Annotated in this window: 21 protein-coding genes; 6 read left to right on the top strand and 15 right to left on the bottom strand. The window is 68.5% G+C overall.

Annotation, left to right across the window (positions count from 1 at the left end):
• Positions 1-2: 2 nt before the first annotated feature.
• The 13 genes from HWY37_RS03130 to HWY37_RS03070 form a co-directional block, all read right to left on the bottom strand.
• Positions 3-1,127, bottom strand: coding sequence for a zinc-dependent alcohol dehydrogenase family protein (locus tag HWY37_RS03130; RefSeq protein ID WP_175207565.1), 1,125 nt, complete (start codon positions 1,125-1,127; stop codon positions 3-5).
• Between the two features lie 57 nt (positions 1,128-1,184).
• The gene (locus tag HWY37_RS03125) at positions 1,185-1,937 is read right to left on the bottom strand and encodes a glucose 1-dehydrogenase (RefSeq protein WP_176087843.1); all 753 of its coding nucleotides are present in this window, start codon (positions 1,935-1,937) and stop codon (positions 1,185-1,187) included.
• A 25-nt stretch (positions 1,938-1,962) separates the two neighbouring features.
• Positions 1,963-3,399 carry an aldehyde dehydrogenase family protein gene (locus HWY37_RS03120; protein ID WP_176087842.1) on the bottom strand — a complete coding sequence of 479 codons (1,437 nt, stop codon included), beginning with the start codon at positions 3,397-3,399 and terminating at the stop codon, positions 1,963-1,965.
• A 16-nt stretch (positions 3,400-3,415) separates the two neighbouring features.
• Positions 3,416-4,072, bottom strand: coding sequence for an ABC transporter ATP-binding protein (locus tag HWY37_RS03115; protein ID WP_175207568.1), 657 nt, complete (start codon positions 4,070-4,072; stop codon positions 3,416-3,418).
• Positions 4,073-4,076: 4 nt separating this feature from the next.
• Positions 4,077-4,817 (bottom strand): ABC transporter ATP-binding protein, encoded by a 741-nt coding sequence (locus HWY37_RS03110; RefSeq protein ID WP_175207569.1) that lies wholly within the window; start codon positions 4,815-4,817, stop codon positions 4,077-4,079.
• A 2-nt stretch (positions 4,818-4,819) separates the two neighbouring features.
• Complete coding sequence (locus tag HWY37_RS03105; protein ID WP_175207570.1) at positions 4,820-5,812, bottom strand: branched-chain amino acid ABC transporter permease; 993 nt, start codon at positions 5,810-5,812, stop codon at positions 4,820-4,822.
• A complete protein-coding gene (locus HWY37_RS03100) occupies positions 5,812-6,717 on the bottom strand; it encodes a branched-chain amino acid ABC transporter permease (RefSeq protein WP_176087841.1) in 906 nt (301 codons plus the stop codon). Before HWY37_RS03100 ends, HWY37_RS03105 begins: the two co-directional genes overlap by 1 nt.
• A gap of 316 nt (positions 6,718-7,033) precedes the next feature.
• On the bottom strand, positions 7,034-7,543 hold the full coding sequence (locus tag HWY37_RS03095; RefSeq protein ID WP_246302164.1) for a DUF4340 domain-containing protein: 510 nt from the start codon (positions 7,541-7,543) through the stop codon (positions 7,034-7,036).
• A gap of 26 nt (positions 7,544-7,569) precedes the next feature.
• Positions 7,570-8,952, bottom strand: coding sequence for a GldG family protein (locus HWY37_RS03090; RefSeq protein WP_176087840.1), 1,383 nt, complete (start codon positions 8,950-8,952; stop codon positions 7,570-7,572).
• Entirely contained in the window at positions 8,949-9,662 is a 714-nt protein-coding gene (locus tag HWY37_RS03085; RefSeq protein WP_175207574.1) for an ABC transporter permease, read from the bottom strand. Before HWY37_RS03085 ends, HWY37_RS03090 begins: the two co-directional genes overlap by 4 nt.
• On the bottom strand, positions 9,659-10,618 hold the full coding sequence (locus HWY37_RS03080; RefSeq protein ID WP_175207575.1) for an ABC transporter ATP-binding protein: 960 nt from the start codon (positions 10,616-10,618) through the stop codon (positions 9,659-9,661). Before HWY37_RS03080 ends, HWY37_RS03085 begins: the two co-directional genes overlap by 4 nt.
• A 10-nt stretch (positions 10,619-10,628) precedes the next feature.
• Complete coding sequence (locus HWY37_RS03075) at positions 10,629-11,486, bottom strand: N-acyl homoserine lactonase family protein (RefSeq protein WP_175207576.1); 858 nt, start codon at positions 11,484-11,486, stop codon at positions 10,629-10,631.
• Between the two features lie 332 nt (positions 11,487-11,818).
• Positions 11,819-15,361 (bottom strand): indolepyruvate ferredoxin oxidoreductase family protein, encoded by a 3,543-nt coding sequence (locus tag HWY37_RS03070; protein ID WP_176087839.1) that lies wholly within the window; start codon positions 15,359-15,361, stop codon positions 11,819-11,821.
• Positions 15,362-15,462: 101 nt separating this feature from the next.
• Here HWY37_RS03070 and HWY37_RS03065 point away from each other — a divergent pair, with 101 nt between their 5' ends.
• Positions 15,463-16,368 (top strand): LysR substrate-binding domain-containing protein, encoded by a 906-nt coding sequence (locus HWY37_RS03065; RefSeq protein WP_175207578.1) that lies wholly within the window; start codon positions 15,463-15,465, stop codon positions 16,366-16,368.
• Between the two features lie 20 nt (positions 16,369-16,388).
• Here HWY37_RS03065 and HWY37_RS03060 read toward each other — a convergent pair whose 3' ends face one another.
• A complete protein-coding gene (locus HWY37_RS03060; protein WP_176087838.1) occupies positions 16,389-17,297 on the bottom strand; it encodes a LysR family transcriptional regulator in 909 nt (302 codons plus the stop codon).
• A 122-nt stretch (positions 17,298-17,419) separates the two neighbouring features.
• Between HWY37_RS03060 and HWY37_RS03055 the strand changes: the two genes are divergently transcribed.
• The 5 genes from HWY37_RS03055 (at position 17,420) to HWY37_RS03035 (ending at position 23,858) form a co-directional block, all read left to right on the top strand.
• Positions 17,420-18,013 carry an amino acid synthesis family protein gene (locus HWY37_RS03055; RefSeq protein WP_175207580.1) on the top strand — a complete coding sequence of 198 codons (594 nt, stop codon included), beginning with the start codon at positions 17,420-17,422 and terminating at the stop codon, positions 18,011-18,013.
• A complete protein-coding gene (locus HWY37_RS03050) occupies positions 18,010-18,798 on the top strand; it encodes an alpha/beta fold hydrolase (protein WP_176087837.1) in 789 nt (262 codons plus the stop codon). Before HWY37_RS03055 ends, HWY37_RS03050 begins: the two co-directional genes overlap by 4 nt.
• Positions 18,799-18,828: 30 nt before the next feature.
• Positions 18,829-19,800: a Bug family tripartite tricarboxylate transporter substrate binding protein gene (locus HWY37_RS03045; protein WP_175207582.1), complete on the top strand. Its 972-nt coding sequence runs from the start codon at positions 18,829-18,831 to the stop codon at positions 19,798-19,800.
• 106 nt (positions 19,801-19,906) lie between these two features.
• Entirely contained in the window at positions 19,907-21,799 is a 1,893-nt protein-coding gene (locus HWY37_RS03040; RefSeq protein WP_175207583.1) for a sigma-54-dependent Fis family transcriptional regulator, read from the top strand.
• A 256-nt stretch (positions 21,800-22,055) separates the two neighbouring features.
• Positions 22,056-23,858, top strand: coding sequence for an NAD(P)/FAD-dependent oxidoreductase (locus HWY37_RS03035; RefSeq protein WP_176087836.1), 1,803 nt, complete (start codon positions 22,056-22,058; stop codon positions 23,856-23,858).
• Between the two features lie 46 nt (positions 23,859-23,904).
• Here HWY37_RS03035 and HWY37_RS03030 read toward each other — a convergent pair whose 3' ends face one another.
• The gene (locus HWY37_RS03030) at positions 23,905-24,792 is read right to left on the bottom strand and encodes a fumarylacetoacetate hydrolase family protein (RefSeq protein WP_176087835.1); all 888 of its coding nucleotides are present in this window, start codon (positions 24,790-24,792) and stop codon (positions 23,905-23,907) included.
• Positions 24,793-24,806: the final 14 nt, after the last annotated feature.

Raw genomic sequence — 24,806 nt, 5'->3', positions numbered from 1 at the left:
CCTTAGAAAACGATGGCGTCGCGCAGGCTGCCGCCGGTTGCGAGGTGATCGAACCCCTCGTTGATCTGGTCCAGCGAAAACGATTTGCCCATCATGCGGTCGACCGGCAGCCGGCCCGCCTTGTACAGGTCGATGTAGCGGCTGATGTCGATGGCCGGCACGCCGGAACCCAGGTAACTGCCCCGGATCTCGCGCTCCTCGCCCACCATCTGCGACAGCGACAGGGGGAAGCTGAACTTGGGATTGGGCAGGCCCGACGTGACGGTGGCGCCGCCGCGGCGGGTCAGCTTGTAGGCGGTCTCGAAGGCCGGCACCGCGCCCGCCATGTCGAAGCCATAGTCCACCCGGCCGCCGGCCAGGTCATAGAGGTCGTCGTCCGACTTCACTTGCCTGGGATTGACCACATGCGTCGCGCCCAGCTCCCTGGCCAGCGCCAGCTTCTCGTCGCTGAGGTCTACCGCCACCACGCGGCGCGCGCCGGCCGCCACGGCGGCCAGCAAGGCGCTCAGCCCCACCCCGCCCAGGCCGACGATGGCGGCGGTGTCGCCCGCCTTGATGCGGGCCCGGTTCAGCACCGCGCCCGCGCCCGTCAACACCGCGCAGCCGAACAGCGCGGCCTCGCGGTGGCTCAGTTCCACGTTGACCTTGACGCAGGAGCGCCGCGACACCACCGCGTATTCCGCGAAGCAGGATACGCCGGTGTGGTGATTGATGTATTCGTCGCCGATGTGCAGGCGGCGTTCGCCGCCCAGCAAGGTGCCCTTGGTATTGGCCGCGGCGCCCGGCTCGCACAGGGCCGGCCGGCCTTCCATGCAGGGATTGCAGCAGCCGCAGCTGGGCACGAACACCATGGCGACGTGGTCGCCCGGCTTCAGGTCGGTCACGCCGGGGCCGGTTTCCACCACCTCCCCGGAAGACTCGTGGCCCAGCACGATGGGCACGCCGCGCGGCCGGTCGCCATTGATGACCGACAGGTCCGAATGGCACAGGCCCGCCGCCTTGATGCGGACCAGCACCTCGCCCGTGCCGGGCGGATCCAGTTCGATCTCGGCAATGCTCAATGGCCGGGTCTGGGCATAGGGGCCTTCGACCCCGACTTCCCTCAACAGCGCCGCTCTGATTTTCATACGCCAGTCATCCACAGAAAAAGGAAGAAACGCCCGGGCGCACCCGGGCGCGGCAGGCTAGACCGTGCGGCCGCCGTCCACCGGGAACTCGACGCCCGTAATGAACTCGGCGGCGTCGCTGGCCAGGAACAGCGCGGCCGCCGCCACGTCCGAAGGCTGGCAGAAGCGGCCCAGCGGAATCGTCGACACGAACTTGGCGCGGTTCTCGGGCGTGTCGGGCAGGCCCATGAACAGCTCGAACATGCCGGTGATGCCCATCACCGGGCAGATCGCGTTGACGCGGATGCCGTCGGGCCCCAGCTCCACCGCCATGGACTTGGACAGCACATTGACCGCGCCTTTGGACGCGTTGTACCAGCTGAGTCCCGGACGCGGACGGATGCCCGCGGTGGAGCCCACGTTCAGGATCACGCCGCGCTTCTGCTTGCGCATGACAGGCACCACGGCCTGCGCCATGTGATAGATGGACTTCACGTTGATGTCGAACATGCGGTCGAACATGGCCTCGTCCACGTCCAGCATAGGCTGGTTCTTGTGGGTGATGGCGGCGTTGTTGACCAAGATGTCGACGGAGCCGAACTGCTCCAGGCAGGCGCGCACCGTGTTGTCGACGTCGGCGCGGCTGGAGACGTCGGCCTTCACGGCCAATGCGGCCGCGCCAACCTCTCCGGCCACGCGGTCGGCCGCCTCCTTGTTGATGTCGGCGATGACCACACGGGCGCCTTCCTTGGCGTACAGCTTGACGATGCCCTCGCCGAAACCGCTGCCCCCGCCCGTGACGATGGCGACCTTGCCTTGCAACTGACTCATGAATTGTCTCCGGATAATCTGGCGATCATTCGCCGTAGTACTGGATAAGCGTCTTGGTCGTGCTCATTTCTTCCAGGGCGACGAAGCCCTTCTCGCGGCCGTGCCCGCTCTTCTTCACGCCGCCGAACGGCAGCTCCACGCCGCCGCCCGCGCCAAAGCCGTTGATGTAGACCTGGCCGCATTTGATGCCGCGCGCCACGCGCTGCTGGCGGCCGCCGTTCTCGGTCCAGACCGCGCCCAGCAGGCCGTATTCGGTGGCATTGGCCAGCCTGATGGCGTCGGCCTCGGTATCGAACGGCAGCGCCACCAGCACCGGTCCGAAGATTTCCTGGGTCAGCAGATCGCTGTCGTGGGTGGCCGCGCTGAACAGGGTCGGCTTGACGAAGTAGCCGCCCTCCGGCACGCCATCGGCGATGGCTCCTTCCGCCACCACCTTGAGCCCGTCGGCCAAACCCTTGGCGATGTAGCGGTTGACGCGGTCGTACTGCGCCTTGTTGACTACCGGGCCGCAGGTCAGGTCCATGTCCGGCGTACCCGCGCGCACCTTGGAGAATTCCTCGGCCAGCGCCTTCATGAAGTCCGCATAGATGCCCTTCTGCACCAGCAGGCGGCTGCCGGCGGTGCAGGTCTGGCCGGTGTTGTGGACGATGCCCTTGACGATGGCCGGGATGGCCAGCTTGTAGCGGGCGTCGTCGAACACGATGTGCGCGGATTTTCCGCCCAGCTCCAGCACGCACTTGACCGCGTTGACCGCAGCCGCTTGCTGGATCAGCACGCCGACCTCGTTGGAGCCCGTGAAGGTGATGAAGTTGATATCCGGATGGTGCGACAGGCTGGCGCCAGCCTCTTCGCCCAGGCCCGTCACGATGTTCAGCGCGCCGGCCGGAAAGCCGACTTCCAGCGCCAGCTCGGCCACGCGGATGATGGACAGGCAGGCATCCTCGGCTGGCTTGACCACGCTGGCGTTGCCCATCGCCAGGGCCGGCGCCACGCTACGGCCGAACATCTGCGCGGGATAGTTCCACGGGATGATGTGGGCGGTGACGCCCAACGGCTCGCGGATCAGCTGGACCGAATAGTCCTTCTGGAAGGGAATGGTCTGGCCGTGCACCTTGTCGGCCGCGCCGCCATAGAACTCGAAGTAGCGCGCCAGCACCGTGATGTCGGCGCGCGCGGTGGACATGGGCTTGCCGGTGTCGCGCGATTCCAGCTGCGCCAGTTCTTCGTGGTGGGCCAGCACGCTTTCGCCCAGGCGCAACAGCAGCCGGCCGCGCTCCAGCGCCGTCATGCTGCCCCAGCCGCCGTCCAGCGCGCCGCGCGCCGCCCGCACCGCCGCGTCCACGTCGGCCTGCTGGCCGCGGGGGATGGTGGTGAACACCTTGCCGTCTACCGGCGAAACCACCTCGATGCTGCGGCCGTCGGCCGCGTCGACCTGGCGGCCGTCGATGATCATCTGCGTCATGTATGTCTCCGTTGAATCAGTTCAGCGTGATCGAGCCGCGCTCGATCGTCCATATCTGGTCGGGGATGTCGCCCAGCAGCTTGACGTTGGATTCGGTGATCACCACGCACAAGTCGGGCTGCAGCTCTTTCAGGCGCGCCAGGGCTTCGGTGTAGTCGCGCGCCAGCTTGGGCGCGAGTCCCTGGAAGGGTTCGTCCAGCATCAGCAGACGCGTGCCCACCATGACGGCGCGCGCCAGCGCCACCATCTTGCCCTGGCCGCCGGACAGCGCTGACCCGGAACGCTTGAGCATGGGTTCCAGCTGCGGCACCACCTTGAGCACCGTGGCGACGCGCGCCTCGATCTCGGCCCGGGATTGGCCCTGTACCTCGCAAGGCAGGTGCAGGTTCTCTTCCACGGTCATGGTGGGGAAGATCACGCGGTCCTCGGGCGCATAACCCACTTTCAGGGCCGCCCGCCGGTGTCCCGGCAACGCGGTCAGGTCGGTGCCATCGAAGGCGATCCTGCCGGACTTGATCCGGGTCAGGCCCATGATGGTGCGCAACAGCGTGGTCTTGCCCGCGCCGTTGCGGCCGACGATACCGATGGTCTTGGAAGGCTCGAAGCTGGCGCTGACATCCCGCAGGATGCGGTTGCCAGCCAGGTCTACATTGACGCCCGATAGGTTCAGCATGGTTTCAGGCCCCCAGCACTTCGCTTTTGATCTGCGCGTTGTTCAAGACTTCCTCGGGCGTGCCGTCCGCGGCCACCTTGCCCGAAATCCAGGCCGCGACCCGCGTGGCATAGCGCGACACGATGTCCACGTCGTGCTCGACGAACCAGCTGGTCACGCGGCGCTCGTCCAGCGCGCGCATCACGGTTTCCATCAGGCCGAACTTGTCCTCCGAGGCCACGCCGCTGGTGGGCTCGTCCATGATCAGGAGCTTGGGCCGCAGGGCCAGCGCCATCGCCACGTCCAGCAGCTTGCGCTTGCCTTCGGGCAGCCCGATGGAAATCTCGTCGGCCTCCGGCAGCAGGCCGACCAGGTCCAGCGTGGCGTCGACTTCCTTCTCGTCTATGGTGCTTTCCAGCGAGCGGAACCAGCTCAGCTCCTTGTTGCGCCGCGCTGCGGCGATCTGCACGCATTGGCGCACCGTGTGCTCGGTGAACAGCTGCGGCAGCTGGAACGAACGGCCCAGGCCCAACCGCACGATCTTGCGCGGCGCCATCGCCGTGACGTCGCGGCCGTCGAAATAGACCTTGCCCTTGGACGGCGCGAGATAACCGGTGCAGATGTTGATGAAGGTGGTCTTGCCGGCGCCGTTCTGTCCGATCACCGCCAGGCGCTCGCCCTCGTGCAGTTCGAAGTTGATGTTGTCGGCGGCCACCACGCCGCCGAAGGCCAGGTACAGGTCTGTGGTTTTAATGAGGGGCTTCATCTTCAATTCCTCACCGGGATCCGGGCCGGGGATTCCGCGCGGGTCCGCGCGCGGCTCTGCTCGCGCTTTTGCGCCGCGGCGCGCTTCATGAGCTGGCCGACGAAGCCGGTGGGGAACATGAAGATCACCAGGATCAGGGTCAGGCCCAGCAGGAACTGCCACAGGCCCGGGAAGTAGGCGGCCGAGATCAGCTTCACGGATTCGAAGCCCACCGCGCCCAGGAACGCGCCCGCCGCATGGCCCGCCCCGCCCAGGATGGTGATGAAGACGAACTCGCCGGACCGCAGCCAGGAACCGATCTCCGGCGTGACCAGCCCTTGCATCAGCGCCAGGATGGCGCCTGAGAATCCCACCACCACGGCCGACAGCAGATAGCCCTTCCACATGATCAGGTAGGCGGAGAAGCCCAGATACTCCAGGCGCGTCTCATTGGTCTTGATCGCCGACAGGGCCTGGCCGCTGCCGGACCGGAAGTAGCGCTGCACCCACCAGGCCAGCGCCAGCGACAGGACCAATGTCAATACCAGCAGCGCGCGCTCGAACGACTCCCGTTCCATCACGAAGCCGGCCATCGCCGGGCGCACGATGCGCAGGCCGTCCGAACCGCCCGTCAGGGTGTAGAGCTTGCCCAGCAAGGCGAACAGCACCATGCTGAGGGCCAGGTTCAGCATGCCGAAGAAGATGCCGCGATAGCGCACCACGAACAGGCCGATCACCACCGCCGCGAGAAAACTGGCGAGCACGCCGGCCAGGATCAGGGTCAGCGCATCCGCCCCCGGCACGGCGCGGGCCAGGAAGGCCACCGTATACGCCGAGATGCAGGAATACATGGCGTGACCGAAGGAAATCTGCCCCGCGCGGGCCATCACCGATACGCCCAGCGCCGCGATGGCGTAGGTCAGCCCGATGACGATGGGCGTGATGGTCCAGGAATAGGAGTAGCCGATAACAAGCGTGGCCAGCGCGGCCAGCAGGCTGAGAACGGGCACTTTCATCAGATCGTCCTCGCTTGCGCCACGGTGAACAGGCCATGCGGACGTATGATCAGCACCAGCACCATGATGATGTACGGCACCGCCACTTCCAGTTCCGGCGCCGCATACACGGCGATGGCGCGGATGATGCCGATCAGCAGCGCGGCGATCAGCGCGCCCGTGATCTGGCCCAGGCCGGCCGTGGCGACCACCGCGAACGACAGCACGGTCATGTCGGTGCCCGCGCCCGGCACCAGCGACGTGGTCGGCGCGGCCATGGCGCCGCCCAGCGCGCCCAGCATCGTGGCGATCACGAAGGTGACGTAGCCGATCTTCTTGGCATTGATACCCAGGGAGGTCGCCACCTCGCGGTTGTGCGTGGTCGCCACCGTCTGCTTGCCAAGCTTGGTGTGGCGCAGGAAGAACTCCAGGCACACATAGGCCAGCAGCGCCGTCGCCGGCACCACCACCAGCTGGTAAGTGGTGTAGGTGATGTCGCCGATCTCGATATTGCCCAGCCGGTTGACCACCTCGCTGGCGCTGTAGGGCTGCGCGCCCCACAGCATGCGCTGGATGTCTTCCAGCATCAGGAAGCCGCCGAAGGTGAGCAGCAGCTTGAGGATGGGGTCGTAGTTCTGGACGCGTCGGATCAACAGGAATTCCATGATGCTGCCCAGCGCCAGGCCGACCACCACGGCGGCGGCGAACAGCGCCGCGAAGAGCAGCAAGGGAGAGTCCGTCTTGGGCGCCAGGAACATGACGAAGCTGACCGCCGCATATCCTCCGAACGCATAGAAGGCGCCATGGGCGACGTTCAGGATGCCCATCACGCCGAACACGAGGGTTAACCCCATTGATACCAGGAACAGCAGACTGGCGTACGCCACGCCGTCCACCAGGGCGAGAGGCAGTAGATCCAAACTCAAGCGTTTTCTCCCTAAGCGCTGTGCACCGTCCCCGCCCGCGGATGCGTTGCCCCTGCAACGTCAATCGCAAGCCTGGCTGTGCGGGCCGTCGCCCTGGCGCGCGCGGCGCGCCCTAGTCTCGTTATCAACCTTGCCGCGTCCGCCCGCAGTGCATCGCGCGGCAGCCCGGAAGGCGCTTATTCGGCGGATTGCGCAAGCGCCTTTCGGCACCATCGCAACCCGCCCGTTAATGGTTTTGAAGTATAGGTATGCGCCTATTCAGCGCCTATTTATCTTTGTGCAAGCCCGGCTTCGCGGCCGATAGAGTGCCGTTGCCTCAAGGCCGCTTCGGCGCCATCGCCGCCAGCGGCGCGCGGGTCTGGTAGTCGGGGACGATTCTTATCGCCTGCTCGCCCGGCACCTGCACATAACGGCCTAGTCCATCCGGGGCAAGCGCGCCCACGTCCAGGCTCGCGAGCGTGGCGCCAGCGGCATCGCGCACGTCGATGCGCAATTGCGGCGGCGCCAGCCCATAGGGCTGGTCCGACTGGGGCGCCAGCGTGCGATCGCTGCGCGCTTGCGAGAACAGCGCCAAGAACGCTCCGGCATCGAAGCTCGCGCCCGCCCCGGGCGGCGTCGAGGCCCAGCCTTCCCCGCTCCGCTGCAGCCTCAGCGTGGCCGCGGGCGTGGCCAGGACCACCTGCGCCGCCTCGGCCGCATCCCAGGCATAGAGCCGCGCCGGTTTGCCGGCATCGTCATGCAGATGGGTATGGCCGCCGTGGCGTTCCGGCGAACCGGCGGCATCGTGCCACTGCCACAGCGACAGGCCCACGCCTGCTGCCAGCAAAATCGCCCAGCCGGCGCGCGCGCCGTTCAACGCCGCCTCCACCACAGCAGCAGCCCGGCCATCAACGCCAGCAAGGGCAAAGCCACGGTGCTGGTCCAGAAGACCGCGCGCATCTGGCGGTTGCTCAGTTCCACGCGGCGGTTTTCATAGTGGCGCGGCCGGATCGTCAGCAACGCGTCCTCGCCCGCCAGCAGCGATACCGCGTTGGTGAACAGCGCGCCGTTGCCCAGCGTGGCGAAATGCCGATTGGTCGCGAAATCGCTGTCTCCCGCCACCAGCAGCATGGGCAGCGCCGCGCCCTCGTCGCCCGCGGCCTGCGCGTTGCGCGTCGCCAGAGCCATCAGCGCGTAGCGCATTGCGGGCCGGCCGGGCAGTTGCGCCTGGTCGGAGGTTTGCGCCAGCGGCGTCACCACCACGCCGCGGGGCAGGCTGTCGCCCGCAGGTTCCAGGCCCGCCGCGCCGGGGAAGAAACTCAGGGGCAGCCCGCGCGTCATCTTGTGGCGCGTGTAGTCGCTGACGGCCGGACTGCCGGGATCGTTGCGGTAGTGGCTGGCCGGGTCCGACAGTGCGCCCGGCGCTCGCGCGATGCCGAAATCGCCCAGCAGTCCATCCAGGCCATGGGGCGCATCCGGCTCCAACAGCAGCAAGGTCTTGCCGCCCGCGCCGGTCCAGGCGCGCAGCGCCTGCGCATCGTCCTGGCCGAACGGCGCGCGCGGACCGGCTGCCACCAGCACCACGCATTGCGGCAGCGCCTGCGCCAGGCTGCCCGCGTTCACGCCGCGAGTGGCGAAGCCCAATGTGCGCAGGGCGTTGCGCGCCATCGCCATGCCGTGCTGCTCATGCACCTCGACCCGGGCGACCAGATTTTCATCGCCATCGTGCTCTTCCAGATCGTCCAGCGAAGTCAGGCTGTCGAGCGCGGCCTCACGATGGCCCTGCGTGAAGCAGACCGTCTGCGCGCCGCGCTGGCTGATGCGGATCAGCGCATTGGTGAAATCGGTCTCGGTGCCGCCGTTGATGGTCATGCGGCGCTCGCCGGACGCCAGCACCGCGCTGCCGGCGAATTGGATGCCGGCCTCGCGCGCCTCGGCCGGACGCAGCGCCGGATCCACGCCGCGCACCTGGATCAGCGGATTGGCGCGCTCGTACTGGCGCAGCAGCTCCAGCGCGTCGACCATGCTCTTGTTGCGCAGGTCATAGAACCAGGTCACCTCCACTGGCGAACCGATCTGGCGCGCCGCCTCGATGCTCTCGGGCGCCAAACTGTAGAGGCGCTGCGCGGTCAGGTCCAACCGCCCCAGGTGGCGCGACGCCCACAGATTGAGAGCCAGCAGCAGCGCCGCCACCGCCATCACGGGCAGCCACAGCCCCAGGCGCCGCCCGGCGCGGCGCGCGGCCTGGCGGTTCATCGCAGCCTCCAGCGCTTGAGATTGACGGCCGCCACCATCAGCGCCAGCAGCGTCAGGCTGGCCAGCGTGACCGTGGCAGGACCGGGCAGCACGCCGCGTATGAAGTCCACATGCTGCGCCGACAGCGACAGCGCCTGGAAGAACGGCGACAGCGCCGGAAAGGCGTCCAGCGCCGCGGGGTAGTCTATGAACCACAACAGCACCAGCACGCCCCAGGTGGCGCTGGCCGCCACGATCTGGTTGGTGCAGGCGCTTGACATGGCGATACCGATGGCCAGGAACAGCGCGCCATACAGGAACACCCCGATGTAGCCGCCGGCGATGGGCCCGTAGTCCGGCTGTCCGTACCAGGCCAGCGGCAGCACCGCGGAAGCGGTTCCCGCCAGCATCAGCGCCAGCACGGTCAGGCCGGCCGCGTACTTGGCCGCCACCAGCGTGACATCCGGCAGGGGCAAGGTCAGCAGCAGTTCCAGCGTGCCCTGCCGGGCTTCCTCGGCGAAGGCCCGCATGCTGACCAGCGGCATCACCAGGATCAGCAGGATGGTCATGTTGTGGAAGGCGGTCACCATCTGCCCCGTGCTGACGAAGAACAGGTTGAAACTGAACAGATAGCCCGACAGCGCCCAGAACACCGCCACCACCACCAGCGCCACGGGCGAGCCGAAGTCGGTGCGCAGTTCCTTGCGGTACAAAGCCAGAAAACCTTTCATGCGCGCCTCCGCAACGGCGCGTCGTTGGGCGCCAGCGCGGCCAGCAGGCGGGCTTCGACCGCATCGTGCATGGACAGCACGGCGCGCAATTCGGCATGGGCCAGCACGATGCGCAGCACCGCGTCGCAAGTCGCCTCGCCACCTTCGCGGCGGTCCCAGCCTATGCGCCATTTGCTGTGCATCGCGTCGACCGCCTCGGCATCGACGCCCTTGACGCCCGGACAGGCGCACAAGGCGGCGCGCAGGGCCCCATGCCGCGCCTGCGGCAGCGTCAAACTAAGCTGCAGCGCGGCCGGCGTCTCGCCCAGCGCAGCGTCTTCCACCAGCCGCCCCTGGCGCAGGATGGCGATGCGCGTGCACAAGGCTTCAACTTCCTGCATCAGATGGCTGCTGAACACCACCGCCCGCCCCGCCGCGCAGCGCCGGATCATGGCGCGCGCCTCGACGATCTGCACCGGATCCAGGCCATTGGTGGCCTCGTCCAGCAGCAGCACCGGCGGATCGTTCAACACGGCCTGCGCCAGGCCGACGCGCTGGCGCTGGCCCTTGGACAGCCGGCCGATGACTGAACGCGCCACACCCTGCAGGTCAAAGCCGTCGATGGCGCGTTCGATCGCCTGGCGCCGGGCGCCAGCGCCGCCCGCGACTTTGACGCCGGCGACGAACTCCAGGTACTGCGATACCGTCAGCGCGTCGTACAGCGGCGCGCGTTCGGGCAGATAGCCGATATCGGCATTGCCGCGCCCCGCGGCCGGCTGGCGGCCGCGGATCGTGATGCGGCCGCTGTCGGGCGCGTAAAAGCCTGCCATCAGGCGCAAGGTGGTGGTCTTGCCGCTGCCGTTCGGCCCCAGCAGGCCCACGATCTCGCCCGGCCCCACCGTGAGGCTCAGGGAGTGCAGGACCTGCCGCGGCCCGAACGACTTGCAGACCTCATGCAAGGCGACTACCGGCTGCATGGCGCTGTCCTCAGTCGAAGACTTTGGTCTTGGCGTTCTGCGCGTGCTGTTCCGCGTCGTGGCTGTACCAGAGCTGGCCCTGGCGCGCGTCGCGGATCTGCTTGAGGCGGTCGATGGCCAGCATCGACGCCGCCGTGTTCCAGGTAATGCCCGGAATCACGCCCGCCTCGTTCTCGCCCGTGTAGATGGCATCCGCCGCCAGCAGCACCGTGCCGGTGTTCTTCAGCTTGACCTGCAGCGACTGGTGGCCTTGCGTGTGGCCCTTGGTGTCCAGCAGCACGATGCTGCCGTCGCCGAACAGGTCGAAGTCGCCTTCGACCTGGATGAAGTCGTAGTCGCGCGTGGTGTCGAAGTCCTTCATGACATAGGCCGCGCGCTGGAACTTCTCGGGCCACCAGGCGGCGCGCAGCTCCGCCTTCTGCACCACGTGGCGCGCCTTGGGGAACATCTTGATATTGCCGGCGTGGTCCAGGTGGAAGTGCGAATAGACCACGTACTTCACGTCGTTAACGTCAAAGCCGGCGGCCTTGAGCTGGCGGTCCACCACTTCGTCGCGCCCCTGGATGGAATTGAACGCGCCGCACAGGCCCTGCCCCCAGTAATTGGCGCAGTTGCCGTCGGCCGTGGCCTGGTTCATGCCGGTGTCGAACAGCACCAGTCCGCGGGGATGCTGGATCACGTAGGCCGGCACGGGAATCTTGATCTTGGTGCCCACGTCCACCATGGCGGTCATGAAGCCCTTGTCCAGCTCGATCTTGCCCACGGACAGCTGCATCAGCTTGATGTCGGGCGGCGCGTCGGCCGCATGGGCCCAGCCTCCCGCCATTACCGCCACCGCGCCCAACAGCGTTTTCCAACTCTTGCTCATTGTTGTCTCCTCGATCCAACAGGGACCGGTGCCGGACGGCAACGGCCGATCAGCTGGCGCCCGGTGTCTCCCGGGTTCGCCGCTGGCGTGCAAAGGCAGGCAATCTTCTGTGTGCGGGCATGACGGCCGCCGCGCCTGGCTGCACGGCTGGCAACGGCGTCTGGCGGCCGTTTTCATGAACAGGAACTCTGACTCAAGCCCTGGCGCATGCCTATTGAGAATTGCTTAAGCATGGCTTCGGCCGGCGCAAAGCGGCGGGGAATCCCTAATGGCCGGCGCAGAAAGAAAAAGGGCGGCCGCCGGCCGCCCTGTGGGAAACGCCCGAGCGCGCCTCAGGCGGCAAGTTCCTCCCTGGCGGGCGTCCGGTAGCGCTGCCACAGCGCAGCCTGCTGTTGACGTGCCCGCTCCACGCTCTGCTCCTTCACGTGGCCATAGCCGCGGATCGCATCCGGCAGCGCGGCCAACTCCAGCGCCGCGTCGCGATTGGCCGCGTCCAGGGTCCGCGAGAATTCCTCCGCCAGCGCCAGGTAATCGGCGGCCAGCTGCCGCTCCATGCGGCGCTCGGCGGTCTTGCCGAACAGGTCCAGCCAGGTGCCGCGCAGCCGCTTCATGGGCGCCAGGGCGCGGAACGCCAGCGCCATCCACGGACCATAGACGCGCTTGCGCAGGCGGTCGCGCGCGTCGCGGCGCGCCAGCGCGGGCGGCGCCAGGTGGTAGCGCAGCTGGTAGTCGCGTCCCGGCTCGCCTTCGAACTGTTCGCGCAGCCGGGCCTTGAAGGGCGGGTCCACGTACAGGCGGGCCACTTCGTATTCGTCCTTGTAGGTCATGAGCTTGGCAAGGTTGCGCGCCACCGCGAGCGTGACCTCGAAGCGCTGCGGATCCGGCAGGCTGGCCTCGCGCACGCGCACGGCGTCGACCGCGGCCTTGAACCGTGCCGCGTAGGCCTCGTCCTGATAGGCGCGCACATGGTCCGCCAGCCGCTTGATATGACCGTCCAGGGACTCCGGCATCGCCACCACCCGGGCCTGCGGCGCGGGCTTGAGCGCATCCGCGCCGTGATATGCGGCCTGGCGGCCCAGTTCGAAGGCGGCCAGGTTCTTCTCGACGGACACGCCATTTAGTTCGATCGCGCGCCGCAGGCTGTCGCGCGACAAGGGCAGGCCGCCGCACTGCCAGGCATAGCCCAGCAGCAAGGGATTGGCGTAGATGCCGTCGCCCAGCAAGGCCTCGGCCAGCGGCCCGGCTTCGATGAAATCGCAGTGCCCGCCGGTGCTGCGCGCCAGCGCGGCCTCGGCCTGCGCGCCGGGAAAGCGCCAGCCGGGCTGCGACAGGAAGGCGGCGGTCGGCGCCGCCGTGCTGTTCACCACCGCGCGGCCATGGTCCGGCCGCAAGCGCGACAGCACCTCGGGCGAAGCCGACACCAGGGCGTCGCAGCCTATGACCAGGTCCGCCTCGCCCAGCGCCACGCGCGTGGCGTGCAGGTCTTCGGGGCGGTTGGCCAGCTGCACGTGGCTGAGCACGGCGCCGCCCTTCTGCGCCAGGCCGGCCATGTCCAGCACCGTGACGCCCTTGCCTTCGATGTGCGCGGCCGCGCCCAGCAGCGCGCCTATGGTCACGACGCCCGTGCCCCCCACGCCCGCGATCACCACGCGATAGGCCGCAAGCTCGCCGATGGCCGCTGCAACGGGCTGCGGCGGCTCGGGTAGCGCAGGCGTGTTGCGGGCCATGCCGGGCTTGCGCAGGGTCGCGCCTTCGGCCGTGACGAAGCTGGGACAGAAGCCCTCGACGCAGGAAAAGTCCTTGTTGCAGGACGACTGGTTGATGCGGCGCTTGGTGCCCAAGGGCGTGTCCAGCGGCTCGACGGACAGGCAGTTGGATTGCACCGAGCAATCGCCGCAGCCCTCGCATACCGCCTCGTTGATGAAGGCGCGGCGCGGCGGATCGGGAAACTCGCCGCGCTTGCGGCGGCGGCGCTTCTCGGTGGCGCAGGTCTGGTCGTAGATCAGCACCGTGGTGCCCGCGATGTCGCGCAAGGCTCGCTGCACGTCATCGAGCGACTTGCGGTGGTGCACTTCCACGGCTTGCGGCAGCGCGGCGGCGCCGGCGTACTTTTCGGGCTCGTCGGTCACCACCACGGTCTTGACCACGCCTTCGGCCTGCATCTGCGCGGCGATCTGCGGCACGGTCAACACGCCGTCCACCGGTTGTCCGCCGGTCATCGCGACCGCGTCGTTGTAGAGGATCTTGTAGGTGATGCTGGCGCGCGCCGCCACGGCGGCGCGTATCGCCAGCAGGCCCGAATGGAAATAGGTGCCGTCGCCCAGATTGGCGAAGATGTGGCGCTCGGACGTGAAGTCCTTCTGGCCCAGCCAGGCCACGCCCTCGCCCCCCATCTGGCTGAAGGTGTCGGTCTTGCGGTCCATCCACATCGCCATGTAGTGGCAGCCTATGCCGGCCACCGCGCGCGAGCCTTCCGGCACGCGGGTGGAGGTGTTGTGCGGACAGCCCGAACAGAACCAGGGCTTGCGTTCCTCCACCAGCGTGGGCCGGGCGGCCTCGCGCTCCTTGGCGTCGATCACCGCCAGCCGCGCCGCGATGCGCGCCCGCAGCGCGCCGGACAGTTCGGCTTTCTCCAGGCGCGCGGCGATGGCGCGCGCGATCAGCGCCGGCGACAGTTCATGGCGCGCGGGCAGCAGCCAGCCGCCGCGCGGCGTGGACCATTCGCCGCCGCCGTTGTCGCGTTCGTCGAACTTGCCGTAGACGCGCGGCCGCACGTCGTCGCGCCAGTTGTAGAGCTCTTCCTTCAGCGCGTATTCCAGGATCTGGCGCTTTTCCTCCACCACCAGAATCTCTTTCAGACCCGTGGCGAATTCGCGCGCGTCCTGCGCGTCCAGCGGCCAGATGCAACCCACCTTCAGCACGCGGATGCCGGCCTCGCGACAGGCGGCCTCGTCCAAACCCAGGTCGTTGAGCGCCTGGCGCACGTCCAGATAGGCTTTGCCCGCAGTCATGATGCCGAAATGCGCCTGCGGCGAATCCAGCACCACGCGGTTCAGCTTGTTGGCGCGCACATAGGCCAGCGCCGCGTACCACTTGTGGTCCAGCAGGCGCGCCTCCTGCGCCAGGGGCGAATCGGGCCAGCGGATGTTCAGGCCGCCTTCCGGCAGCGCATCCTCGGGCAGCACCACCTGCACGCGGTCCGGATCCACCTCCACCGAAGCGCTGGACTCGACCACGTCGGTCACGCATTTCATCGCCACCCACAGCCCGGTGTAGCGGCTCATGGCCCAGCCGTGCAGGCCGTAGTCCAGGTACTCCTGCACATTGGACGGATACAGCACCGGGATGCCGCTGGCGATCAGCACGTGCTCGGACTGGTGCGCCACCGACGAGGACTTGGCGGCGTGGTCGTCGCCCGCCAGCATCAGCACGCCGCCGTGCGCCGAACTGCCGGCGGAATTGGCGTGCTTGAGCACGTCGACCGAGCGGTCCACGCCCGGCCCCTTGCCGTACCACATGCCGAACACCCCGTCGCGCGCCGCCCCCGGGAACAGGTTGAGCTGCTGCGAACCCCATACCGCCGTGGCGGCCAGGTCCTCGTTCACGCCCGGCTGGAACACCACGTCGCTGGCCTGCAGGTGGCGCTTGGCCTTCCACAGGGCCTGGTCCAGCCCGCCCAGCGGCGAGCCGCGATAGCCCGAGATATAGCCGCCGGTGTTCAGACCCGCCTGCAGGTCGCGCTGCTTCTGCAGCAGCGGCAGCCGCACCAGGGCCTGGGTGCCGCTCAGGTAGATGCGCCCGTGGGTCCGGGTGTATTTGTCGTCCAGCGTCAGGCCATGGGTCTCGGCCGCGCCTGCGGATAGGGGGGTGTCCACGCTTGTCTCCTGCGTTCCGGTTCTGGTGTTTTGCCGCAGTGTAGGAAGCGTGCTAGATATCGTATATTCATATATTCAGGTATCAGCTATTCGATAAACAGATGGCTAATGACGTCACCCTGCGCCAGCTGCGGTATTTCGCCGCGGCCGCCCGGACCGGCCGGTTCTCCATGGCCGCGGCCGACGAGCACGTCTCGCAATCCGCGGTCACCAATGCCGTCCTGGCGCTGGAGGCGCAGCTGGGCGTGCGCCTGTTCGACCGCCATCCGCATGGCGTCACCCTGACGCCGGAAGGGCACAACTTCCACCAGCGCGCGCGCGACGTGCTCGATTCCCTGGACGATGCGCTACGCGAACCGGGCTTCCAGCGCTATGCGCTGCGCGGCGCGGTGCGGATCGCGGCGTCCTACACCGTGCTGGGCTACTTCCTGCCCGACCTGCTGGCGCGCTTCCGGCGGCGCTATCCCGACGTGGAGCTGGACCTGGTCGACATGGACCGGCCCGACATCGAAGCCGCGGTGGCCAGCGGCGAGGTCGAGCTGGGCGTGGCGCTGCTGTCCAACGTGGAAAAGCGCGAGCGCTTCGGGCATCAGGTGCTGGTGCGATCGCGGCGGCAGCTGTGGACGGCATCCGGCCATCCGCTGACGCAGGCCGCGGCGCCGTCGCTGACCGATATCGCCGGCTACCCCTACATCCTGCTGGAAATGGACGAAGGCGAACGCTCCGCCCTGGCCTATTGGCGCGCCCACGGCCTGCAGCCCGACATCGCGTTCCGCACCCGCTCGATGGAAGCATTGCGCGGGCTGGTGGCGCATGGCTTCGGCGTCACCATGCTGTCCGACATGGTCTACCGCCCCTGGTCGCTGGAAGGCCGCAAGATCGAGGCCGTGCCCATTACCGACGCCGTGCCGCTCATGGAAGCCGGCCTCTTGTGGCATCCGCAGGCGCGCCTGGCCAAGCCGGCCGAGGCTTTCCGCCAGTTCATGATCTACGCCTGCGGCGTCTAGGGCGGGGCCCCTGCGCGCCGCTACACCAGGATCGCGCCCTTGCGGCGGGTGAACTGGGCCAGTGAACGCAAGGCCAGCTCATGCATGGCCGCCACCGACGGCAGCAGCGTTTCTTCCTTGCGGGTCAACACGCCGACGATGCGCTCGACCGTGGGCTCGGCCAAAGGCACGAAGGCCAGCCCGGTCGCGGCCGCCGGCCGCGCCAGCACCGGCAGCACCGTCACGCCCAGGCCGCTGACCACGCTGGCCAGCAGCGAGGCCCGGTTCGACACCACCATGAAGGGGTCTTCGATGGCCTCGCCCAGCTGCCGGTTCTTCAGCGTGTCGAAGGTGGCATTGCCGATGAGGCGTTCGCCGGCCAGCGCCGACCAGGGCACCGGCCCGCGCCGCCGCGCCAGCGGATGGCTCTTGCGGCACACCAGGCCGAAGGCGTCGCGCGCCACCGGCGCGAACGCCACCTCGGCGGTGCGCGGCACCTGGCCCGCCACGCCGACCTGGACCTCGCCGCTCAGCACCAGCCGGTGCACGTCCTGCGAGGACTCGTCGATGGCGCGGATGCGGATCGCTGGGTGGCTGCGCGCATAGCGTTCCAGCAGGCGCGGCAGCCATTCATCGGCCAGCGACGGCATCACCGCCAGCGACACCGGCCCCTGGCTGCCCAGGCCGAACTGGCGCGCCGCGTCCAGCACCCGGTCGTGGGTGGACAACAGCTCGCGGAACAGCGGCGCCACGGCCAGGCCCAGGGGCGTGAGCTGCGCGCGCTTGCCGGGCTCGAACAAGGGCGCGCCCAGTTGCTGCTCCAGGTCCTGCATGGCGGCCGACACGGCCGCCTGCGAACGGAAGGTGCCTTCGGCCGCAAGGCGGAAGCTGCCGTGGTCGGCCGCCAGCAGGAACTGGCGCAGGTGCTGGATCTTCAGGGGCGAGGACATGGCATGAAACGCTAAAAATTCGGATTTTCCGAAATTAACTTGAGTTAATTTGGATTGTCAAAACTCCGCCCCGAACCCAACAATGGCCGCGTCTTTCATCCAACCGGTACTGGAGCAGCGGTATGTCTTTGCAAGTGCGCAAGGTAGTCAGCTATGTGGAAAAAACCCTGATCGAGGGCGGCCGCGCGGCCGAGCGCCCGCTGGTGATGATCATCGCCGCGGCCGTGATCCGCAATCCCTGGGCCGGACAGCCGTTCCAGGAAGACCTGCGGCCGAAGATCCTGGAAGCCGCGCCGCCGCTGGGCGAACTGCTGGTCGCCGAGATCCTGCGCCAGGCCGGCTCCGCCGACCAGGTCGAAGCCTATGGCAAGGCCGCCGTGGTCGGCACCGCGGGCGAGGTCGAACACGCCTCGGCGCTGATCCACACGCTGCGCTTCGGCAACGCCTACCGCGGCGCGGTCGGCGGCACCAGCTACCTCAGCTTCACCAATATGCGCGGCGGCCCCGGCTGCGTGATCACCGTGCCACTGATGCACAAGCTCGACGAGGGCCTGCGCTCGCACTACCTGACCGTGCAGACCACCATCAACGACGCACCCGCGCCCGATGAGATTGTGATCGCCCTGGGCGCGGCCACCTCCGGCCGCCCGCATCACCGCATCGGCAACCGCTACTCCGACCTGCAGGAACTGGAACGCGAGGCGCAAGCCAAATGAGCGCGCATTCTCGGCGTTCGGGCCGCGGCCAGCCGCTGGTGCTGCTGCATGGCGTCGGGCTGGACCATACCTTGTGGGACGACCTGGCGCCGCTGCTGGAAGCGGATTTCGACGTGCTGCGCTATGACATGCTGGGCCATGGCCACGCCCCCGGCGTTGGCGAAGGCGTGACGGTGCAGGACTACATCGCGCAGCTGGACGCGGAGCTGGACCGCGCCGGCTGGCAAAGCGCCAACGTGCTGGGCTATTCCATGGGCGGCCTGATCGCGGGAGCCTATGCTGCCGCCCGCCCGCAGCGCGTCACCCGGCTGGCCCTGATGAGCACGGTGTTCCGCCGCAGCCCCGACGAAACGCGCGCCGTGCTGGCGCGGCTGGAGGCGGCGGCCACGCAGGATCCCGAAGCCGCCGCCCAGGTTTCGCTGCAACGCTGGTTCACGCCCGCCTTCCAGGCGCGCCGCCCGGAACGGGTGGCCAGCATCGGCCAGCGCCTCGTGCGCAACAACCGCGCCCACTTCCTGGCCGCCTACCGCGTGTTCGCGCTGGGCGACCCGGTGTTGGCGCAGGCCGCGCCCCACATCGCCTGCCCCGCCCTGGCGCTGACCGGCGAGCTGGACGTGGGCTCGACCCCGCGCATGACGCGGGAACTGGCCGGGGCGTTGCCCCATGGCAAGGCGCAGGTCGTACCAGGCCAGCGGCACATGCTGCCGGTGGAAGAACCCGCCATCGTGGCGTCGGCGCTGCAAGGATTTTTTCTGCCGGTGGCCGGCGCAGCGCCATCGGCCTGACCCGCGTAGAGTGGATACGGAGACAAAAAAATGAATCGCAGAACCATCCTGAAGAACCTGGCAGCCCTGGCCCTCACGCCGCTGAGCGCGGCACTCAGCAGCGCCGCCAGCGCGCGCGAAGCGCCCTTGCGCGTCATCGTGCCCTTCCCGCCGGGCGGCGGCACCGACGTGCTGGGCCGCGTCATCGCCGCCACGCTGGAAGGCGCGCTCGACCGCTCGGTGGTGGTCGAAAACAAGCCAGGCGCCAGCGGCATGCTGGGCGCGGACTACACCGCCAACGGCGCCAAGGATGGCAGCGTGCTGCTGTTCGCCGGCCTGGTGCCCTCGGTGCGCTACTACGCCAAGCCGCCCGAGGACGTGCTCAAGCAACTGGCGCCCGTCTGCCCCATCGCGCGTTCGCCCTACATGGTGGCGGTCAACGCCGACCTGCCGGCCAAGACCCTGGCCGAACTCGTCGCCCAGGCCAAGCGCGAGCCCAAGGGGCTGACCTTCGGCTCTCCCGGCAACGCCACCCCGCAGCACCTGGCCACCGAACTGCTGCAAGCCGCCTGCGGCATCGACATGCTGCACGTGCCCTACCGCGGCACGGGCCCGATGATGACGGACCTGCTGGGCGGACAGATCCAGTTGGTGGTGGCCACGGTCGCCGCCGTGGAACCCTACCTGCAAGGCGGACGCCTGCGCGTGCTGGCCGTGACCAGCCCGGAGCGCCTGCCCAAGTACCCGGACATTCCGACGGTGGCCGAAAGCGGCTATCCCGGCTTCTCGGCGCAGATCCAGTTCGGCACCTATTGCGCCGCCGGCACGCCGGAGGCCGCCATCGCCGCGCTGAACCAGGGCATCAACCGCGCTTTGCAAACCGAGACGGTGCGCGCCAAGCTGGGCGAACAGGGCTTCCAGCCCACCGGCGGCACGCCCGCGCAGCTGCAGCAGGCGCTGCTGGCGGAAATACGCGACGTGGCGGGGCTGGTGCAGGCCGGCAAGGTCAAGATCGACCTGTAGCGTCCCCTTTCTCCTGAGTGCTGGATAACCAGCATTTACAGGCCTGTCGTCCTCTGTGCATGCTGCCCGTTGATCCGGCGCAGATCGGGCGCAACATGGAGACGACATGCCTAGTCAGGAATCCCTGCACTCCGCCCATATCCGCGAGATCGAGCAAGTCGGCCAGGGCCGGCCCACGCAGCGCGACGCGCACGTGGTCAGCAGCTGGCTGCGCTGCCTGGACCAGTACCGGCTGGACCCCGCCCAGGCCTGCGAGGCCTATATCGTGCCGGATGGCCGGCTGCGCGAACACCGCCAGCAATCCGAAGCGCTGATCTCGATTGCGCGGTCCGGGCTGGACCATCTGTTCCGCCAGGTCGCCGGCCAGAACTACGTGCTGCTGCTGGCCGACCGCCAGGGCGTCACGGTGGAGTTCCTGGGCGACGCGCAGCAGACCGCCAGCCTGCGCAAGGCCGGGCTCTATCTGGGGTCAGAATGGTCGGAACAGCGCGCCGGCACCTGCGCCGTGGGCGCCTGCCTCGAAAGCGGCGAAGCCCTCACCATCCACCAGACCGATCACTTCGACAACACCCACACGCCGCTGTCCTGCACCGCCGCGCCGATCTACAACGCCGACGGCGAACTGGCGGCCGTGCTGGACATATCGCTGCTCAGCTCGCCCATCCTGAAAGCCAGCCAGAACCTGGCGCTGCACCTGGTCACCAGCACCACGCGGCGCATCGAGATGGCCAACCTGATGGCGCGCACCAGCAACGAATGGGTGCTGCGCTTCGCGCGCTCGCCCGAGTTCCTGGACGTGGACCCCGAGGCCGCGGTCTCGCTGGACGGCGCCGGCCGCATCCTGGGCATGACGCACACGGGCGCCAAGCTGCTGGCGCGCGCCGCCGGCCTGGACTGGCGCAGCCCCGCCGGGCTGATCGGCCAGCCCGTCACCCGCTTCTTCGACGTGCAGCTGGACGACCTGCCGCGCTACACCCGCGCCCACGCGCCGCAACAGCGCCTGATCGTGGCCCGCGACGGCAATGCCCTGTTCGCGCACGCCATCGAGCCCAACCGCCACGCGCGCGGCGCCAGCGTCGCGGTGCGCGGCGCGCCTTCCGCCCTGCGCGGCCTGGAAGGCGGCGACGCGCGCATGGCGGCCATGCTGGCGCGAGCCGCCAAGCTGGCGCGGCAAGGACTGCCCATGCTGCTGCAGGGCGAAACCGGGGTCGGCAAGGAATACCTGGCGCGCGCCATCCATGACGGCAGCCAGCGCGCCGGGCGCTTCGTCGCCGTGAACTGCGCGGCGATCCCGGAATCGCTGATCGAAAGCGAGCTGTTCGGCTACCTGCCGGGCGCCTACACCGGCGCGGCGGCCAAGGGCCGCAAGGGTCTGATCGAAGAGTCCGACGGCGGCACCCTGTTCCTGGACGAGATCGGCGACATGCCGCTGGCGCTGCAAAGCCGCCTGTTGCGCGTGCTGGCCGAATCCGAGGTCACGCCCATCGGCGCCAACGCGCCGCGCGCGGTGCGCCTCAGCCTGGTGTCGGCCTCGCACCGCGATCTGGCCGCGCTGGTGCGCGAGGGGCGCTTCCGCGAAGACCTCTATTACCGCATCAACGCCGCCACGCTGACCGTGCCACCGCTGCGCGAGCGCGACGACCTGGAATGGCTGATCGCACGCGTGCTGGCGCGCCACCAGGACGAATCCGGCGCCCCCGTGCTGGCGCCGGCCGCGCTGATGGCGCTGAAGGCGCACGCCTGGCCGGGCAACATCCGCGAACTCGCCAACGCCATCGCGGTCGCCGCCGCGCTGTGCGAAAACGGCGTCATCGAACCCGCCGACCTGCCCGATGCGCTGGCGCCGCCCGCGGCAGCCGCCAGTCCCGAAGAGGCCGCCTTGCGCGCCCTGCTGGCCAGCTGCGGCGGCAATGTGTCTGAAGCCGCAAGACGCCTGGGCGTGGACCGCTCCACCGTGCATCGCCAGATGCGGCGCCACGGGCTCGCCTCGCGCTCCTGAGACGCTTCCGAGGCGCTACAGCCGGGCGCTACAGCCGGGCGCCACACCCCGAACGCCACACCCTGGCGCCACAGGTGTGGCACGCCGCCACAGTATTCTCCGCCGTCCGCCTGCGCGCCAGGGGCGCGCGCAGGGTGGCACGGCAATTGCTTGATCGTCTGGGACGCCCACCGGCCGGCACAGGCCGGGGCCGCCCGCGGACCATGCCCCGGTCCGCCACGACAACGATCGCCCGCCACGGGCAAGGAGACTAGACATGCAGACCGATCAAGCCGGCGCCGCCCTGGACGCCGTGCTCGCGCGCTTGAACGCCGCGCTGGGCAACAAGGACATCGATGGCGTCGCCGGCCTGTTCCAGGACGACTGCTACTGGCGCGACCTGGTGCTGTTCACCTGGAACCTGCGCACGATGGAAGGCCAGGACCAGATCCGCGACATGCTGCAAAGCCAGCTGTCGCAGGTCGAGCCGGTGCGCTTCAGCCTGGACCCGAAAGAAGCCGTGTCCGAAGACGCCGGCCTGCTGCAAGGCTGGATCGAGATCGAGACCAACCGCGCCCGCGGCTACGGCCACATCCGCGTCCAGGACGGCCGCATCTGGATCCTGCTGACCACCATGTCCGAACTCAAGGGGCACGAGGAACCCAGCGGCGTGCGGCGTCCCAAGGGCGCCGAGCACGGCAGCAGCCGCAGCCGCCAGACCTGGCTGGAAAAGCGCGAACAGGAGGCCGCCGAACTCGGCTACCAGACCCAGCCCTACGTGCTCATCATCGGCGGCGGCCAGGGCGGCATCGCGCTGGGCGCGCGCCTGCGCCAGCTGGACGTGCCCACCATCATCATCGAAAGGAACGAACGCGCCGGCGACAGCTGGAGAAAGCGCTACAAGTCGCTGTGCCTGCATGACCCGGTGTGGTACGACCACCTGCCTTACATCCCCTTCCCCGAGAACTGGCCCGTGTTCGCGCCCAAGGACAAGATCGGCGACTGGCTGGAGATGTACACCCGCATCATGGAGCTGAACTACTGGACCTCCACCGTGTGCCAGTCGGCGCGCTACGACGAGCAGAAGCAGGAATGGGAGGTCACGGTGCTGCGCGAGGGCAAGCCGGCGGTGCTGCGGCCCAAGCAGCTGGTGCTGGCCACGGGCATGTCGGGCAAGCCCAACATTCCCAGCTTCCCCGGCCAGGACGAGTTCCAGGGCGAACAGCAGCATTCCTCGCAGCACCCCGGGCCCGACGCCTACCGCGGCAAGAATGTCGTCGTGATCGGCGCCAACAACTCCGCCCACGACATCTGCGCGGCGCTGTGGGAAGGCGGCGCCAACGTCACCATGGTGCAGCGCTCGTCCACGCATATCGTGCGATCCGAAACGCTGATGGACATCGGCCTGGGCGGTCTGTATTCCGAACAGGCGCTGGCCAACGGCATGACCACGCGCAAGGCCGACCTGACGTTCGCCTCCCTGCCCTACAAGATCATGGCGCAGTTCCAGATCCCGCTCTACGACCAGATGCGCGAGCGCGACGCCGGGTTCTACGCCAAGCTGGAGGAAGCCGGCTTCATGCTGGACTGGGGCGACGACGGCTCGGGCCTGTTCATGAAGTACCTGCGGCGCGGGTCCGGCTATTACATCGACGTGGGCGCCTGCGACCTGATCATCGACGGCAGCATCAAGCTGCAATCGCGCACCGACGTCAGCCACCTGACGCGCGACGCCGTGGTGCTGAAGTCCGGCGTCAAGCTGCCGGCGGACCTGGTGGTCTACGCCACCGGCTACGGTTCGATGAACGGCTGGGCCGCGGACCTGATCAGCCGCGAGGTCGCGGACAAGGTCGGCAAGTGCTGGGGCCTGGGTTCCGACACCACCAAGGACCCCGGCCCCTGGGAAGGCGAACAGCGCAACATGTGGAAGCCCACGCAACAGGAGGCGCTCTGGTTCCACGGCGGCAACCTGCACCAGTCGCGGCACTACTCGCAATACCTGTCGCTGCAGCTGAAAGCGCGGCAGGTGGGCATGCCGGTGCAGGTCTACGGCCTGCAACAGGTGCACCACACGCGCTAGCGCCCGTCCCGCGGACGCCCGGCAAGACGCCGGACGTCCGCGGCGCTCAGCGCGCCGCGGCGGGCGCGGCCTCGTCCACCACTTCGTTCTCCAGCGCCCCCACGCCGGACACTTCCACCCGCACCACGTCGCCCGCCTTGAGATAGCGCGGCGGATCGAAGCGCGCGCCGGCGCCAGTCGGCGTGCCCGTCAGGATCAGGTCGCCCGGCAGGAGCCGCGCAAACGTGGAGATGTAGTGGATCAGGCGCGCGAACGGAAACATCATATTGTCCGTCGTGTCCTGCTGGCGCAGTTCGCCGTTGACACGGGTGCTGACCGTCAGCCCTTGCAGTTCGCGGGGCGAGCCGACCCGCGTCATCCAAGGGCCGATGCTGCCGCTGCGCTCGAAGTTCTTGCCCTGCGTCACGTTGAACTTGCCGTGGCGCAGCCAGTCGCGCACCGAGCCTTCGTTGGCGATGCTCAGGCCAGCCACGTGCTCCAGCGCCCGGTTCTCGGGAATGTGGCGCCCCTCCTTGCCGATGACGAGCACGATCTCGCCTTCGTAGTCGAACTGATCGGATACCGCGGGCTTGACCAGCGGAACCCGGTGGCCCACGACCGTGCCCGGCGTGCGCAGGAACAGGCTGGGGTACTTGGGCGCGTCGGAGTTGTCCTTGTATTCGGCGTTGCGTTCGCCGTAGTTGACGCCGACGCAGAGGATCTTGTCGGGCTGGGGCACCGGAGGCAGCAGCGTCACGGCGGCGGTGTCCAGGTCAGCCGCGCGCGCGCCGTACTTTTCGGCCAGCGCGTCGAGGCGGTCGGTTTCGATGGCCAGTCGCAGCGTGGCGCAATCGGCCAGCCGGGCGCCCAGTTCGATGATGCCCTGGCCGTTGCCGGACATGAGGCCGAAGCCGGCCTGCCCATCGCGCAGATAGGAAACGAATTGCATAGTCATGGGATGAAAGTAAG

Source organism: Achromobacter anxifer (assembly GCF_903652925.1).
In the GTDB taxonomy this organism is placed as follows: domain Bacteria; phylum Pseudomonadota; class Gammaproteobacteria; order Burkholderiales; family Burkholderiaceae_B; genus Achromobacter; species Achromobacter anxifer.
This window is presented reverse-complemented; position numbering and strand designations above follow the sequence as displayed.